Consider the following 15,586-nt stretch of genomic DNA (forward strand, 5'->3'; position numbering starts at 1 on the left):
ACAAACTAACGTTAATTAGTAAGGTGGCTTCTGTGGAGCTTTCCCACACCTTCACCGTGAACCTGCCGGTCGACGACGCGTGGCGGGTCCTGACCGACCTGGAACGCGTCGCGCCCTGCCTGCCGGGCGCGTCGCTGCACGGCGTAGAAGGCGACGTGTACAGCGGTTCGGTGAAGATCAAGGTCGGCCCTGTCGCGGCGCGGTACAGCGGGACCGCCCGATTCGCCGAGAAGGACGCGAACGCGCACCGCGCGGTGGTTCGGGCCGAAGGCAAGGACGCGGGCGGACAGGGCAACGCCGCGGCGACGGTGACGATGCTCCTGGCCGAACAGGGCTCGGGGACCAAGGTCGACGTCCGCACCGAACTCGACCTTTCCGGTCGCGTGGCCCAGTTCGGCCGCGGAGTGATCTCCGACGTGACCAGCAGGCTGATCGGGCAGTTCGTCCAGCGGCTGGAGGCCGAATTCGCCCCCGGCGCCGCTTCGGCCGACGCGCCGCCAGCGCCGCAAGCGGTCCATTCCGACGGCGAATCCGATGCCGACGTGCTCGACGTGTTCTCCGGCATGGGTGGTCTGATCGCCAAGCGCGCCCTCCCGGTGGCTGCCGGGCTGCTCGCCGTCCTGGCCGGGATCCTGTTGCGCCGCAACCGCAAACCCACGCGCGCCGGCTCCGCGTCGGCCGGCGCGCCTGTCGTGATCAATCTGTCGTTCCCGGCCCAGGGCACCCGGGTCTACTCCGAGGAGACCGTCCGATGACTGACCAGCTGATCCGTGAATCCTCGCTCTACATCGGCGGTGACTGGGTCGCCGGGCACGGCGACGACAGCGAGGTGGAGAACCCGGCTACCGAACAGGTCACCGGCGTGGTGACTCAAGGTTCGGAGTCCGACGTCGAGGACGCGGTGGCCGCCGCCCGCACGGCCTTCCCGCGATGGTCGGCGACCTCGGTGGCGCAGCGGGCCGCCGCGCTGCGCCGCCTGCATGACGTCATCGCGGAGCGGGCCGACCTCTTCGCCGGCCTCATCACCCGGGAACAGGGTTCCCCGCCGCCGATCGCACGGAAACTGCACGTGGACGTGCCGCTCGCAGTCATCGCCCGCACCGCCGACGCGCTCGAGGAATTCCCCTTCCGCCGGGACCTCGGCCACTCGGTGATCCTGCGCGAACCCGTGGGTGTGGTCGGCGCGATCACTCCGTGGAACCTTCCGCTGAACCAGGTGGTCGTCAAGGTCGTGCCCGCGATCGCGGCGGGTTGCCCGGTCGTGCTCAAACCGGCGGCACTGACGCCGCTGAGCGCCTTCGAGCTCGCCAGGGCCTTCGAGACCGCCGGGTTCCCGCCCGGGGTGCTCAACCTGGTTACCGGCGGTGGCCGGGTGGTCGGAGACCTCTTGTCCCGCCACCCCGGCATCGATCACGTGTCGTTCACCGGATCCACTGCGGTCGGTCGGCAGGTCGCCGCGGCCGCCGCCGAGACCGTCAAGGGCGTCACCCTGGAACTCGGCGGCAAGTCCGCGAGCGTGGTGCTCTCGGACGTGTCCGATGAGCTGCTGGCGAAGGCAGTCAAGGTGACCGTCGCGAACTGCTTCCTCAACGGCGGCCAGACCTGCACGGCGTTGTCGCGCCTCATCGTCCCGGCTTCCCGGCTGGCGCAGGCGGAAGAGCTCGCCGCGGCGGCGGCGGCGAAGTACGTGCCCGGCGAGCGGCTCGGCCCCCTCATCTCCGCGGGGCAGCGCAAGGAAGTGGAGAGTTTCCTCGAGCCGCAGGGGGCGAAGCTCGTCACCGGCGGCGGCGCGTTGCCCGAGAAGGGGTATTTCGTCGCCCCGGCGGTGTTCAGCGACGTTGACCCGTCGTCGCGGCTCGCGCAGGAAGAGATCTTCGGTCCGGTTCTGTCGATCCTGTCCGCCGAATCGGACGACCACGCGGTCGAACTGGCCAACGATTCGATCTACGGGCTGGGCGGCGCGCTGTGGATCGAAGACAAGGAACAGGCGCTCGACTGGGCCGCACGGATCCGCACCGGTCAGCTCGACGTCAACGCGGCTCCGTTCAACCCGCGCGCGCCCTTCGGCGGCTACAAGCAGTCAGGCATCGGGCGGGAGATCGGCGACTACGGCATCGAGGACGTTCTCGAGATCAAGGCGGTGCAGCTGTGACAGACGGATTCCGGGTGGAAGTGAACGCGCTCGTGTTGCGTTCGACGGAGAAGCCGATGGAGGTCGAGCGGATCCGCCTGCGCGACGTAGGCCCGGGCGACGTCCGGGTGCGGATCGAAGCCACCGGGGTGTGCCATTCGGACCTTTCGCTCGCGCGCGGCGTGCTGGCGCAGCAGCTGCCCGCCGTCCTGGGCCACGAGGCGTGCGGAACCGTCGTGGAAGCGGGCTCGGATGTCGAGAACCTGCGGGAAGGCGACCGGGTCATCCTGCTGTGGATCACGCCGTGCGGCCACTGCGCCAGCTGCGCGCGCGACGAGCCGCACCTGTGCGTCAACGGTTCCGCCCGCGGTGCCGAGCCGTATGCGCTCGACTCGTCCGGAGAACCGGTCTATCCGGGGCTGACCGTAGGCTCGTTCGCCGAGCAGACCGTGGTTCCGGCCGCGGCCGCGGTCAAGGTTCCCGACGACATCAGCACCGCGGACGCCGCCCTGCTGGGCTGCGCCGTCACCACGGGCGTGGGAGCCGTCACCAAGACGGCTGCGGTCACCGCCGGTTCGTCCGTGGTGGTCCTCGGACTCGGTGGCGTCGGCCTCGCCGCCGTGCAGGGAGCCCGGCTCGCCGGCGCCACGACCGTGATCGGCGTGGACCGCAACCCCGACAAGGCGGAGCTGGCCGCTCAGCTCGGCGCGCACCACTTCGTGCCCGCCGACGACAACACCCGGAAAGCCGTCCGTGCGCTCACCGGCAAGGAGGGCGCGGACTTCGCCTTCGACTGCGTCGGTTCCGCCCGCACGATCCGCGAAGCCTGGGGGATGACCCGGCGCGGCGGAACCGCGTGCGTGGTGGGCATCGGAGGCAAGGAAGACCAGGTCGCCTTCAGCGCGCTCGAACTGTTCCACTTCGCCCGCACCTTGGTCGGATGCGTTGCCGGCTCCCTGGACGCCAACCGCGATCTGCCGCGCTACTTCGACCATATCCGGGAAGGACGGCTCGACCTCGCGGCCATGGTCACCGGCAGCGGCAAACTGTCCGATGTGGACGCCGCGCTGGAAGAAATGGCGGCCGGCAGGGGGATCCGCACTCTTGTCGTGCCGGAGAGCGCGCAATGAAGGTCGGAGCGCTGAGCGTCGAGCCGGTATACGACGGCTACGGCCGGGAACCCGCCCGCGAAGTGCTCACCCTTGCCGGCGTTTCCGACCCGTGGTCGTGCCACGAGCACCTCCTCGACGAATCGGGCAGGCTGCATCTGGAACTCGGCGGTTTCCTCGTCCGGACGGGGGAAAGGGTCATTCTGGTCGACGCGGGCGTCGGCACGATCGACAACGACAAGTACCACGGCGGGCAGTTCCTGGAGAGCCTGCGCGCACTCGGGGTGGATCCCCCCGAAGTCACCGACGTCGTGTTCACGCACTTGCATTTCGACCATGTCGGCTGGGCGACCAAGAAGGGCCGAGTCGTGTTCCCGAACGCGACCTACCGCGTGCATCGAGCCGACTGGGCCCACTTCGTGGAGAGCCCCGATGCCGATCCGGGCGCGGTGCGCAAGCTCTCGCCGTTGACCGATCGCCTGGAAACGTTCGAGTACGACACCAGCCTCGCTCCTGGCTTCGACGCCAGGCACCTGCCCGGGCACACCCCCGGAACCGCGGTGTACGTCGTGTCGAGCGAAGGCGAGCGGGCGATGCTGCTCGGCGATGTCGCCCATTCTCCGGTCGAACTCACCGACCCGGCGTGGGAAGCGGTGTTCGACCTCGATCCGGTGGCCGCCCGCAAGGTGCGCGCGGAACTCGTCGAGGTCGTCGCCGACCGGCCCGACGTGCTTGCCGCGGCGCACTTTCCGCCCGGACGGCTGATCACAGTGGACGGCGAGCGCCGGTTCGCCCAACTCGAAAAGGAATGACCATGGATCTTCAGCTCCAAGGGAAGAACGTCCTCGTCACCGGTGCCGGGCAGGGGCTGGGGCGGGCGATCGGGCTCGCCTTCGCCGGGGAAGGCGCCAACGTGGCTTTCCACTACAACTCCTCGGCCGATGGCGCGGAGGAAGCCGCCAAGGAAGCAGCCGCGCTCGGCGTCAGGGCGATGGCCGTGAGTGCGAACCTGCAGGACGGCGAGTCGGTGGCGCGGGCCGTGTCCGAGGTCGCCGACCAGCTGGGCTCGATCGACGTGCTGGTCAACAACGCCGCCGCGACCCAGAGCAAGCCCTTCCTCGAGACCACCGAGGAGGACTGGGCGCCGCAGATCGGGGTCACGGTCGAGGGGACGCTCCGCGTCACCCAGGCCGTGGCCCGGCAGATGGCGGACAACGGGGGCGGATCGATCGTCAGCCTGATGGGCGACTCCGGCCGCGTCGGCGAGTCGCGGCTGCTCGTCACCGCGACCACCCGCTCGACCACTGTCGGCCTGACCAAGTCCCTTGCCAAGGAACTTGCGCGACACAAGATCCGCGCGAACGCCGTCTCGATCGCACTGGTGCGGACCCAGAGCCTCGACGCGCACACCGGCAACGCAGACGACGACAAGATGAAGAAGATCCTTTCCGCATACCCGCTGCGCCGCCTTGGCACGCCCGAGGACATCACCCCGACCATCCTGCTGCTGGCCTCGCCGCGGTCGTCGTGGACCACGGGACAGATCGTGTCGGTCAACGGCGGGTACGCGATGCCATGACCGCGCACCGCGAGGAACCCGACGACGGACACGCGGTCGGCCGGACCGTCCGTCGCAAAGAGGACGCCCGGTTGCTGACCGGGCGGGGCCGGTACGTCTCTGACCTGCAGCTGCCGAGGATGCGGCACATCGCATTTCTGCGCAGCCCCTACGGCCACGCGCGCATCAACTCCGTCGACACCTCGGCCGCCGAGGGCGCGGCGCGAGCGGTGTTCAGCGGCGACCACCCCGCATTCGCGGCTGTCTCCCTGCGCGCACGGTCCGCGCTCCCGTCCTATGTGGAGACTGAACAGCCGATACTCGCCAAGGAAAAAGTACGTTTCGCCGGAGAGCCGGTCGCCGTCGTGGTGTGCGATGACCGGTACCAGGCAGAGGACGCCCTCGAGCTGATCGACGTGGACTACGAGCCGTTGCCCGCCACGGTCACCGCCTGGACGGAACCGGCGGAGCCCTTGCACGCCGACGCGCCCGACAACGTCTTGCTGGAACGCACCTTCGACACGGGCGAGGTGGCGGAGGCGATGGCGGGCGCGCACCTCGTGGTCGAGCGGGAGCTGATCACCAACCGGCACGCGGGCAACCCGATGGAATGCCGGGCCGGGGCAGCGGTCTGGGATGGCGAGCGCCTGACTTTCTGGTCCGGGACTCAGGTTCCCCACCTAGCGCGGAACATGCTGGCCGAACTGCTCGGCCTCCCCGAAGGCACGGTGCGCGTCATCGCACCCGACGTCGGCGGCGGGTTCGGCGTCAAGGCGGTCTTGTACCCGGAGGACGTCGCCGTGTGTCTCGTGGCGCGGCGGATGCCCGGCGTTCCGGTGAAGTGGGTCGAAGACCGGGCGGAGCACTTGCTCGCCGCTACCCACGCCCGTGACCACCGATACCGGATGCGGGCCGGGTTCACGGCGGAGGGCGCGCTGGTCGCCGTGGACGCCGACGTCACGTGCAACGTGGGGGCGTATTCGGTCTATCCCTGGACGGCGGGGATCGAGCCGTTGATGGCGGGCGGGCTGCTGTCCGGCCCGTACCGGTTGCAGCACTACCGCTGCACGGTCCGAGGAGTCGCCACCAACACGGCTCCTTCCGGCCCCTACCGCGGTGTCGCCCGCCCGGCGAGCGTTTTCGCCATGGAATCCGTGCTCGACGAAGCGGCCGGCCTTCTTGGAATGTCCAGTGTGGACATTCGGCGGCGGAACCTGATCACCCCGGCCGAAATTCCGTACCGGATGCCGTCGCGGCTCGTCGACGACTCCGGCTGGTACGGGGAATGCCTGGAGAAGGCGATCGCCGCGATCGGCCACGAGGACTTCCTCGCCGAGCAGCGCCGGCGGCGCGAGCGAGGAGAGAACCCGATCGGGCTCGGAATGGCCTGCTACAACGAGCTCACCGGCCTCGGCCGGGCCGCCGCGGCGGGTCCGCGGATGCCGTTCCGCACCGGGCACGACGCGTGCACGGTGCGGGTCGACCCGGACGGCCGGGTGACCGTTCTGTCCGGGGTGACCTCGCAGGGCCAGGGCCTGGAAACCACCGTCGCGCAGGTCGTGGCGGACGCGGTCGGCGTGCGCTTCGAGGACGTCGACGTGCGCATCGGCGACACGAACGAGTCTCTCTGGGGTTTCGGCGCGTTCTCGTCCCGTCAAGCGGTGATCGGCGGCGGTGCCGCCCACCGCGCCGGGCAGACGGTCCGCGAGAAGATCCGCAGGCTGGCGAGCGAGCTGTACGAGGTCAGCCCGGACGATTTGGAGATCCGGGCGGGCGAGATCTGCGTCGCCGGCGACCCGAAGCCCCTCGGCACTCTCGCCGAAGTCGCCCGGGTCGCCTACCTCGAGTCCAACCGGCTGCCCGAGGGCATCGAGCCCGGCTTGGAGGCGACGAAGTTCTACGACCCGATCCGCGGGGCGTTCGCCGCCGGCGCGCAGGCGGCCGTTGTCGAAGTCGACCGGGCGACCGGGGAAATCCGGATCCTCAAGTGGGTGTGCGTGGAAGACGCCGGCACGGTGATCAATCCGCAGATCGTCGAGGGACAGATAGCCGGTTCCATCGCACAGGGCATCGGGGGAGCGCTGTACGAGCACCTGATCTACGACGACGCCGGGAACCTGTCCACCGGCACGCTGATGGACTACCTGATGCCCAGCAGCGCCGAGGTCCCGGACCTCGTCATCGATCACCTGTCCAAGCCCGCGGACAACCCGTTGGGGGTGCGCGGAGTGGGGGAGGGAGGCACGCTGGGGCCGAACGCCGTGCTGGCCGGAGCCGTCGCCGACGCCCTCGGAGTCCGGATCACCCGCCTGCCGCTGTCGCCCGCTGCGGTCTGGGAGGCATTGCGATGATCACCGCGGAGGAGAAGGAAGGCGTCGGGCTGATCGTTCTCGACCGCCACCGCAAGCGCAACGCCCTCGATGTCGGACATCTCGACGAGTTGCGCGCGGCGGTCGAGAAGTTCGCCGGTGCTGTCCGGGCGATCGTCGTGACCGGCGCGGGCACCAGCTTCTGCGCCGGTGCCGATCTCGGCGGCGTCTACGGCGAAGGGTTCCGGACCGCGCTCTATGCCACGTTGCGAGCCATCGTCGCAGCGCCGGTACCCGTGATCGCGGCGGTAAACGGTCCCGCCATCGGCGCCGGGACGCAGCTCGCGATCGCCTGCGACCTTCGCGTCGCCGCCGACACCGCCGTTTTCGCCGTGCCGACGGCGCGCAACGGCCTCGCCGTCGACCCGTGGACCGTGCGGCGGCTCGCCTTGCTCGCGGGCGGAGGACCGGCACGCGCGATGCTGCTCGGGGCCGAAACGCTGGATGCGCGCCGGGCGCAGAGCTGCGGCTTGGCGGACCGGCTCGGTCCGCTGGCTGATGCGATGGCGTGGGCGCGGGAGATCGCGGAACTCGCGCCGCTGTCTCTCCAGTACGCCAAAACCGCACTGGAATCGATGTTCGAGCCGCGCCCGGTGGAGCCACGGCTCGGTGAGCTCTTCGATTCTTGCTGGAGCAGCGAGGATTTCGCGGAAAGCCGGCGTGCCCGCGCCGAGAAACGCGCCCCGCGTTTCGAAGGGCGCTGAAAGGTCTGTCATGAAACCCGCACCGTTCGACTACCACCGGGCCACTTGCGTCCGGGACGCCGTTCAGGCATTGGCCGACGCGGACGGCGACGCCAAGATCATCGCTGGCGGCCAGAGCCTGGTGCCAGTTTTGGCGGTGCGCATGGCCCGGCCCAAGGTGCTCGTGGACATCAACCGCATTCCCGGCCTGTCGATGATCGTGCCCGTCGACGGGGGCGTCCGGATCGGCGCGCTGGTCCGCCACGCCCGCCTGGCGGAGCAGACCGCGCATCCGATGCTGGCCGAAGCGGCCCGTTGGATCGGCCACGCGGCGATCCGGTCCCGCGGCACCAGCGGCGGGAGCCTCGCCCACGCCGATCCGGCAGCCGAACTGCCCGTGGTCGCCGCGGCGCTGGAAGCGACCATCCACCTTGCGAGCCCGCGAGGCACCCGCACGAGTTCCGCGGCGGATTTTTGCGTCGGCGCCCTCGAGACCACGCTCGAGGAAGACGAGATGATCACGGCGATCGACATGCCGTTGCCGCAGCGGTGGGGCTTCGCGGAATTCTCCCGCAGGCATGGCGACTTCGGCCTGGTCACGGTCGCCGCCGCGGAGGTTGGCGGGCACTGGCGGATCGCGGTCGGCGGAGTCGGCGGAGTTCCGGTTCGCGTCAAGGAGGCTGAACAGTTGCACGACTCGGGCGCGCCTCTGGAAAAGGTGACGGCCGCCGCCGTCGCCGCCATCTCGCCCGGCTCGGACATCCACGCCTCAGCCGAGTACCGGAGAGCGATGACTGCGGAGTTCGTCCGCCGTGCCCTTGTCCAGCAGAAGGAGCGTGCCGCGGCATGAAGGTCGAATTCACCGTCAACGGCGATCGCCGCACCGTCGAGGTCGAACCGCGGCGCACCCTCGCCGACGCTCTCCGCGAGGATCTGGGCCTCACCGGCACCCATGTCGGCTGCGAGCATGGAGTGTGCGGCGCGTGCACGGTGCTCGTCGACGGGGAGCCGGTCCGCGCGTGCCTCATGTTCGGCGTCCAGGCCGACGGCGCCTCGGTCACGACCGTGGAGGGCATGGCTGGGGAGGACGGCAGCCTGCATCCGCTGCAGGAAGCTTTTTCGACCCGCCACGGGCTCCAATGCGGTTTCTGCACTCCGGGCATGCTGATGTCCGCGCTCGACCTGCTCAACCGCGAGGAACGGCCGTGCCGGGCGCGCATTCGCGAGGAGCTGTCGGGCAACATCTGCCGTTGCACCGGATATGTCGGCATCGTCGACGCGGTCGAGGCCGCAGCCGGCGAGCTGGGCACCGGAGCGGAGCCGGCGTGACGCGTCACGGCGCCGTGCTGCGGCTTCGCGGGCGGCCCGCGGCCGAGCTGCGACGGACCTGCGTGGCGCTCGACGAGGCGGGCTGCGACACGATCTACCTCGAGCAGGACTTCACCGCTTGCGCCGCCGTGGCCGCGCTGGCCCGGCGAGCGCGCGTCTGCTGCCTCACCACGTCCAGGGACTCCGCGGCCGTGGCGCGCGCAGCGGAAACTCTGGACTACTTCAGCGACGGCCGCTTCATCCTCGGACTCGGCCCGCTGGCCGCCGAGGACGGCCCCTACAGCGACGCGGCCGCGGCTGAAAGAACGATCGAGGAAGTGCTCGAGCGGGTAAGGAAACTCCCGGTACTCGTGGCCGGCGACGGTCCCGGTCCCGGGCGGCTGGCAGCCCGGGTGGCCGGATCCTGGCTGACCGCCGCGTCGCCGGACGGACTCCGGGACTGGCGCGGCGAGGTGCGGCGAGCCAGCCGGCTCGGCGCAAGCATTCCTCGCAGCGACGGTGCGGTCGCCCATGTCCGGCCTGAGGCTGAGGAGGTCGTGGCACCGCTCACGCGTGTCTTGCGATCAGCGGACGAGGCGGTCGCCTGGCTCGAAGCGGCCACGGCCTGAGCGCGGCCGAATCGCGCCCTCCCGTCAGCGAGGGTGTGGTGTTGGAGGCGCTGTCCGCCATGGCGCACCTGCCGACGTGAGTGAATACGGCGTTGCTCCCAGCTGTCCCCCAGCCCGGAAGTCGCGAGGGTCCGACCGCAGCGCGTTGATCCGGCATGGCCCTGGCTGCCTCCGGAACCTCGAGCCGTCAAGCACTCATCCTGCATGAGGAGGCAGGATATTGCCCTGTAGTGCAATTTATGAGCATGAGATGCTTCTCAAGTGCAAGATACGGGGTTGAAGATAGCATCGAATGCTATGTCTTTTGAATTATCGTGCTATGTATGAGCGAGTTGGTGTTGACCGAAGGTGAGCGGGTCAGGGCAGGCGAGCGTCTGCTGGCCCTCCTGGACCGGTACGAGCGAGAGCTCCCGCAGGCGGAGGTGCTTCCCGAGCCGGACCGGGAGCGGCTGGCGGATCTGCTGGCGAATTCGATGCCCGACAAGGGGATCGGCGTCGACGGCCTGTTCGACCGGTTCGAGGACACGATCCTGCCGAGCTCGACCAGGGTGGCCCACCCTCGCTTCCTCGCCTATGTGCTCGGGCCGCCCAACGGAGTCGCGGCCTACGCGGAGGCAGTCGCAGCCACGATCAACCAGAACTGCAACTTCTGGCAGCTCTCGCCGGCCGCGAGCGTTGTCGAGCGGTCCGTAGTGGAGTGGCTGGCCGGGGTCGTGGGTTTTCCGACTGCGGCCAAGGGCATTCTGACTGCGGGCGGTTCTCTGGCTACTCTGCAGGCTCTCGCTACCGCGCTGAACGATCGGGTGCCGGGGTTCCGGCAGAGCGGCCTCCAGCGCTCGGCTGCCCCGCTGGTTGTCTACACCTCCGTCGAGGCGCACCGCAGCGTCGACAAGGCCGCAGTGATTTTGGGCGTCGGCATCGAGAACGTGCGCCACATTCCTACTGACGACCAGAACCGGATGGACGTCGCCGCTCTGGCCGCGGCCATCGATGCGGACCGCCGAGCAGGCCGCGAGCCGTGGTGCGTGGTGGCGACCTGCGGCACTGTCGCAACCGGCTCGGTCGACCCGCTCGAGGCGATCGCCGACCTGTGCGCCGAGCAGGAGCTGTGGCTGCACGTCGACGGTGCCTACGGGGCTCTTTTCCTGCTGTGCGAGGAAATACGCGAGCTCATGGGCGGTGCCGCGCGGGCGGACTCGATCACCCTGGACCCGCACAAGCTCCTGTTCGCCCCGATGGAAGCAGGATGTCTCCTAGTGCGTGACGGCGCTAAGCTGCGCGCGGCGCACGCATTCGATTCCTCGTACCTTACTGTCACCGAAGATCCCTTGATGACCGACTACATGGACTACGGGTTTCAGCTGTCACGGAACTTCAAGGCTCTCAAGGTCTGGAGCGCGCTGCAGGCATTCGGAGTGGATGCCTTCCGCGACGCCACCCGCCGCACGCTCCGGCTCGCGCAGCACCTCGGGCGGGGGATCGAGGCCGTTCCCGGCTTGACCCTGCTAGCACCCGTCACGCTGACAGCCGTTTGTTTCGTGGTCGATGGGGCTTCTGAAGCCGAGCAGACCGCACTGATCAAGGCCTTCGCCGAGGAGAACACCGCTCTGCTCGGGCCGGTGGTGATCAACGGCAAGCACGGCATCCGGGCTTGCATCACCAATCACCGCACCACAATCGACGACATCGAGTTAATCCTCACGCGCCTGCGGGAGGTCGTCGAGAAGCGGGAGGCGGGGTGCCTGCCGGCCTCCCTGGGCTGAATGGCGAATCGTCGGTGTCGAGGGGCGTCCTCCAGTCACTCGGCTGGCGGATACCCAGTCCATTCTCCTGCCGGCAACAGCACTGGGCATTCCGGGACTGGCCGCGGTGAATGTCCATTTCAGTCTCGAGGTCATCGGCAGGCGTTCCGCACCCTGAGGGAGGACGAGGGGCGCACGCCGCGTCGTCGAGACTTTGGGCACGCCACGACTCACGCCCGACCAGGGCTGCTGCTTTCGTCCCGGATCAACGGCTCAAAGGTCGGATAGCCCGCCTCCGCGAGACGGGCCGTCGTTCCGGCGCGCGGAACGCGGACGCGGGCAATGCGGGAGGCAAGCCGATTCCTCTTTGTCGGATCCGTTCATGGAGGGATTGACGTTGTGTGTGTAACGTTCACTATAATTAGTGCGAGGATACCCGGAAGGCTGCGGCAGTGGCCTGGCTCGCAGGGAGTCGGGGTTCGCCTCAGCAGGAGGACGGGGCCGAACATGCAACGCGAGAGGAGTTGACCATCAAGATCTTCGTGACGGGCGGCAGTGGGTTCGTCGGCCGGCACTTGGTGCGGCGACTCGCCGGCCAGGGCCACACGGTGCTGGCGCTTGCGCGGTCCGATCGTGCCGCCGAGCTGGCCAGTGCTGCCGGCGGGGACGTGGTGAAGGGCGATCTGGCCGACTTGACCCCCGGCAGTACACCGCCCGGGTGGACATCCGTCCTGTCCGGCAGCGACGCTGTCGTTCACGCGGCGGCTCGGATGGAGTTCTGGGGTAATGACGCAAGCTTCCGCCGGGACAACCTTTTCCCCTCGGTTGCGCTGCACGAGGCTGCGGCCGCGGCCGGGGTCGGCCGGTTCGTGGTGATCAGCGCGGCGAGTGTCTCCACCGGCAGTCAGCGCGCGGCGGTGGTGGACGAACGCACCGACAACGGCCGGCCCAACATCGCCTACAGCCGCGTCAAGCTCGCGACCGAGCAGGCCCTGCTGTCCGCGGACGCCCCGGCAATGGACACAGTGGTGCTGCGCCCGCCGTTCGTCTGGGGCGCCGGGATGGCCACTGCGTCCGAGCTGGCAGATCTCGCGCGGGCTGGCGGATGGACGTGGATCGATCAGGGGCGCCGCATTATGGACTTCATCCATGTCCGCAACTTGGCCGCGGCCGTCGAACTCGCATTGACCCGCGGCCGGCCCGGTGGCATTTACTACGTCACCGACGCCAATCCGATGCCGATTCGCGACTTCATGACCCGCCTTGTGGCCACTCAGGGCGTCGACGTGAGCGGGGCGCGCAGTGTTCCGCTCGGTGTCGCCGCGCCGCTGGGAGCCGTGCTCGACGGCGGTGCCCGGTTATTGCGCCGACCGAAGCCGCCGATGCTGACCAACTGGCTGGTCGCGTTCTTGGGCCGCGACCGCAGTTACGACATCACAGCCGCACGCCGCGAACTCGGCTACGCCCCTGGGATGGATCTTGCCGAGGGATTCGCGGAAATGACTCTCGCGCAGCCCTGACGTCGCGGCACCGCTGCCGCGCGTCCCGTCGTTTGCCGAAACCTGGAGGCACCCACTCCGTGGACTCCGTCGGCACCGGCGTCTCGCCGAGCTCCGGGTTGAGCGGGCTGGCGGACCTCCGCTAGCAACGGGCACGGCCGGCACCCTGTCGCTGTGGGCCGGACTAGTGCCTCGCCTTGCCGAACGCTACCGGGTCCTCACCTTCGGCAACCGCGATGCGGCGCTAGTTCACCTACTCGCCGAAACCCGTGAGCAAGCAGCATCATGGCCCCACCCGCGACTCTCGACGACGTCCGCGACGCATCCGCCCGGTTGGCCGGTGTCGCTCACCGAAACCCCTGTCGTGCGCTCCCGGGCTCTCGACGAGCTCGTCGGCGCCGAAGTGTTCTTGAAATGCGAGAACCTCCAGCGGGCCGGTGCCCGAAGACCCGCCGAAGTCCAAAGTGGACGCTAATCGGGAGTGCTGCGCCGAGACCGTCACCTGCGACCGGTACACCGGCGACCGCGTCGCGCTCGGCGAGGCGTTGGCGGCAGAGCGGGGCCTGGCGCTGATCCGCCTCACGAGGCCCCCGCACGTGATCGCCGGCCAGGGAACCGCGGCGCTGGAACTGCTCGAGGACGAGGGGCCCTCGACGTTCTCGTCGTCCCGGTCGGGGGAGGCGGTCTCGTCGCGGGCAGTTGGACCGAAGCGAAGGGCCTGCGGCCCGGCATCCGTGTCGTCGGGGTCGAACCGGTGGCGGGCGACGACACCAAGCGCTCTCTCGACGCGGGCAAACGCGTGTCGATCCCCGTTTCTCGGACCATCGCAGACGGCCAAGCCGCCGAAATCCCGGGCGAGCTGACCTTTTTGATCAACCGGAACCTGGTCGACGACATCGCCCTGGCCACCGACGGTGCCGTGCGCGAGGCGATGCGGTGCGCCTTTGAACGCTTCAAGCTCGTCCTCGAGCCCAGCGGCGCGACCGGTCTGGCGGCGATGATCGGCGGGCAGATCCCGGCGGCCGGCCGAGTCGGGGGTAGTCATCAGCGGCGGGAACGTCAGCCCCGGAGCGCTTCGCCGAACTGATCGCCGCGTAGTTCGGCCGCGGCTATGTGCTCGCCCGGACAAGGCGGGGCCAGGGTACTGCCGGGGTTGAGTCCTGGTCCACTCCACGAGCGCTCGACACCTTCGAGGCCGACGGCAGACGGTGCCCGTCGGAGGACGCCGACTGGAGCCATAAAGAACGACCATTCGTTTTTTGTGGTAACGTCCGAACCGTACTCACCGTTCGTGCATCGAGGAGATCCCTTGCGCTATCAGACATTCGGTCGGCAGAGCGGCTTGCGAGTCTCGGAATACGTGCTGGGCACGGCCAGCTTCGGCTCGGCGCCGGGTGCGTCGGGTCGCGCGGGGGCCAAGGCGATCTTCGAGGAGTTCGTCGCGGCCGGCGGCATCGCGTTCGACGTCTCGAACATCTACCAGAACGGCGAAGCCGAGACCGTGCTTGGCGAACTTCTCGGCCGCGAGCGCGACGGCTTCGTGGTAATCACCAAATACAGCGGGACCCGGCGGCCCGATGTCCGGCCGGGGACCACGGGCAACAGCCGCAGGACGATGATCCGCTCCTTGGAGGAGAGCCTGCGGCGGTTGAAGACGGATTACGTGGACGTCTTCATGCCACACTTTCCCGACGGGGTCACCCCGGCGGCGGAGATCCTTGCCGGGTTCGAAGACCTGGTCCGCGCGGGCAAAATCCGGTACGGCGGCCTGTCGAACTTCCCGGCCTGGCGGGTCGCGGGCGCCGCGGTCCGGTCGGAGTCGACCGGGCGCGCGCCGCTGGTCGGCATCCAGACCGAGTACAGCCTGGCCGAGCGCGCCGCGGAGCGGGAGCTGATCCCGATGGCCGAGGCGCACGGCCTGGGCGCCGTCCTTTACTCCCCGCTGGCGGGCGGCCTCCTGACCGGGAAGTACCGCAACGGTGAGCAAGGGCGGCTCAGCGCGCGGGGCGGGCTGCCGGACATCGAGGGCACGGGAAATCGCACCGCCGTGCTGGACGCGGTCCTCGCGGTCGCCAGCGAGATCGGGACCGGCCCGGTCCAGGTCGCCCTGGCCTGGTTGCGCGAGCGCGCCGCTCGGGCCGCCACCTCGATGATCCCCATCGTCGGACCCCGCACCCCGGCCCACCTGCGAAGCTACCTCGACGCGCTGGACGTTGAGCTTGCCGACGAGCACTACCGGCTGCTGAACGAGGTCAGCGCCGTCCGGTTGGGCCCGCCTCACGAAGACGTGGCGGCCGCGTTGGCCGGAGGCGCCGACGGTGCCCGAAGCCTCCTCGACGCGCCGCTCGTTCCCGTGCAGTGATCAGCGTTGCGATCAGGAGGTCTCGAGAAGTCGTCGCCCGGGACTGTGCCGTCATCGTCTAGGACTATGCCAGGGAAACTGCGCGCTGAAGTCCACCGTGATCGCCAGCAGCTTCGCGGCCTAGTGTGCGACGCTCGTCGCGGTTCGTCCGAAGTCGGGCAGTCAGGGCACCGCGATTCGGAGTGGCTGTCCCTGC

13 protein-coding genes and 1 pseudogene are annotated in these 15,586 nt (G+C 69.3%); all 14 read left to right on the forward strand.

The window, feature by feature from the left end:
- The first annotated feature begins 32 nt into the window (after positions 1–32).
- The 14 genes and pseudogenes from L942_RS41365 (at position 33) to L942_RS41430 (ending at position 15,390) form a co-directional block, all read left to right on the forward strand.
- Positions 33–755, forward strand: coding sequence for an SRPBCC family protein (locus tag L942_RS41365; protein ID WP_063695854.1), 723 nt, complete (start codon positions 33–35; stop codon positions 753–755).
- On the forward strand, positions 752–2,152 hold the full coding sequence (locus L942_RS41370) for an aldehyde dehydrogenase family protein (RefSeq protein WP_037370811.1): 1,401 nt from the start codon (positions 752–754) through the stop codon (positions 2,150–2,152). Before L942_RS41365 ends, L942_RS41370 begins: the two co-directional genes overlap by 4 nt.
- On the forward strand, positions 2,149–3,261 hold the full coding sequence (locus tag L942_RS41375) for a zinc-binding dehydrogenase (RefSeq protein ID WP_200863086.1): 1,113 nt from the start codon (positions 2,149–2,151) through the stop codon (positions 3,259–3,261). The genes L942_RS41370 and L942_RS41375 overlap by 4 nt, the downstream gene beginning before the upstream one ends.
- The gene (locus L942_RS41380) at positions 3,258–4,052 is read left to right on the forward strand and encodes an MBL fold metallo-hydrolase (RefSeq protein ID WP_037370813.1); all 795 of its coding nucleotides are present in this window, start codon (positions 3,258–3,260) and stop codon (positions 4,050–4,052) included. The genes L942_RS41375 and L942_RS41380 overlap by 4 nt, the downstream gene beginning before the upstream one ends.
- 2 nt (positions 4,053–4,054) lie before the next feature.
- Complete coding sequence (locus tag L942_RS41385; protein WP_037370814.1) at positions 4,055–4,819, forward strand: SDR family NAD(P)-dependent oxidoreductase; 765 nt, start codon at positions 4,055–4,057, stop codon at positions 4,817–4,819.
- Positions 4,816–7,149, forward strand: a complete 2,334-nt coding sequence (locus L942_RS41390) for a xanthine dehydrogenase family protein molybdopterin-binding subunit (protein WP_037370815.1) — start codon at positions 4,816–4,818, stop codon at positions 7,147–7,149. Before L942_RS41385 ends, L942_RS41390 begins: the two co-directional genes overlap by 4 nt.
- The gene (locus L942_RS41395; protein WP_037370816.1) at positions 7,146–7,871 is read left to right on the forward strand and encodes an enoyl-CoA hydratase; all 726 of its coding nucleotides are present in this window, start codon (positions 7,146–7,148) and stop codon (positions 7,869–7,871) included. The genes L942_RS41390 and L942_RS41395 overlap by 4 nt, the downstream gene beginning before the upstream one ends.
- A 10-nt stretch (positions 7,872–7,881) precedes the next feature.
- On the forward strand, positions 7,882–8,700 hold the full coding sequence (locus tag L942_RS41400) for an FAD binding domain-containing protein (protein WP_037370817.1): 819 nt from the start codon (positions 7,882–7,884) through the stop codon (positions 8,698–8,700).
- Positions 8,697–9,179 (forward strand): (2Fe-2S)-binding protein, encoded by a 483-nt coding sequence (locus L942_RS41405; protein WP_037370818.1) that lies wholly within the window; start codon positions 8,697–8,699, stop codon positions 9,177–9,179. Before L942_RS41400 ends, L942_RS41405 begins: the two co-directional genes overlap by 4 nt.
- Positions 9,176–9,787: an LLM class flavin-dependent oxidoreductase gene (locus L942_RS41410; RefSeq protein WP_037370819.1), complete on the forward strand. Its 612-nt coding sequence runs from the start codon at positions 9,176–9,178 to the stop codon at positions 9,785–9,787. The genes L942_RS41405 and L942_RS41410 overlap by 4 nt, the downstream gene beginning before the upstream one ends.
- Positions 9,788–10,110: 323 nt before the next feature.
- The gene (locus L942_RS41415) at positions 10,111–11,550 is read left to right on the forward strand and encodes a pyridoxal phosphate-dependent decarboxylase family protein (RefSeq protein WP_051166597.1); all 1,440 of its coding nucleotides are present in this window, start codon (positions 10,111–10,113) and stop codon (positions 11,548–11,550) included.
- Positions 11,551–12,053: 503 nt separating this feature from the next.
- A complete protein-coding gene (locus L942_RS41420) occupies positions 12,054–13,049 on the forward strand; it encodes an NAD-dependent epimerase/dehydratase family protein (protein WP_200863087.1) in 996 nt (331 codons plus the stop codon).
- Between the two features lie 264 nt (positions 13,050–13,313).
- Positions 13,314–14,126, forward strand: a pseudogene (locus tag L942_RS41425) (pyridoxal-phosphate dependent enzyme).
- 211 nt (positions 14,127–14,337) lie between these two features.
- Complete coding sequence (locus L942_RS41430) at positions 14,338–15,390, forward strand: aldo/keto reductase (RefSeq protein ID WP_037370820.1); 1,053 nt, start codon at positions 14,338–14,340, stop codon at positions 15,388–15,390.
- The last annotated feature ends 196 nt before the right edge of the window (positions 15,391–15,586 follow it).

Origin of the sequence: Amycolatopsis orientalis DSM 43388, from assembly GCF_000411975.1 — a bacterium.
Lineage (GTDB): Bacteria > Actinomycetota > Actinomycetes > Mycobacteriales > Pseudonocardiaceae > Amycolatopsis > Amycolatopsis orientalis_D.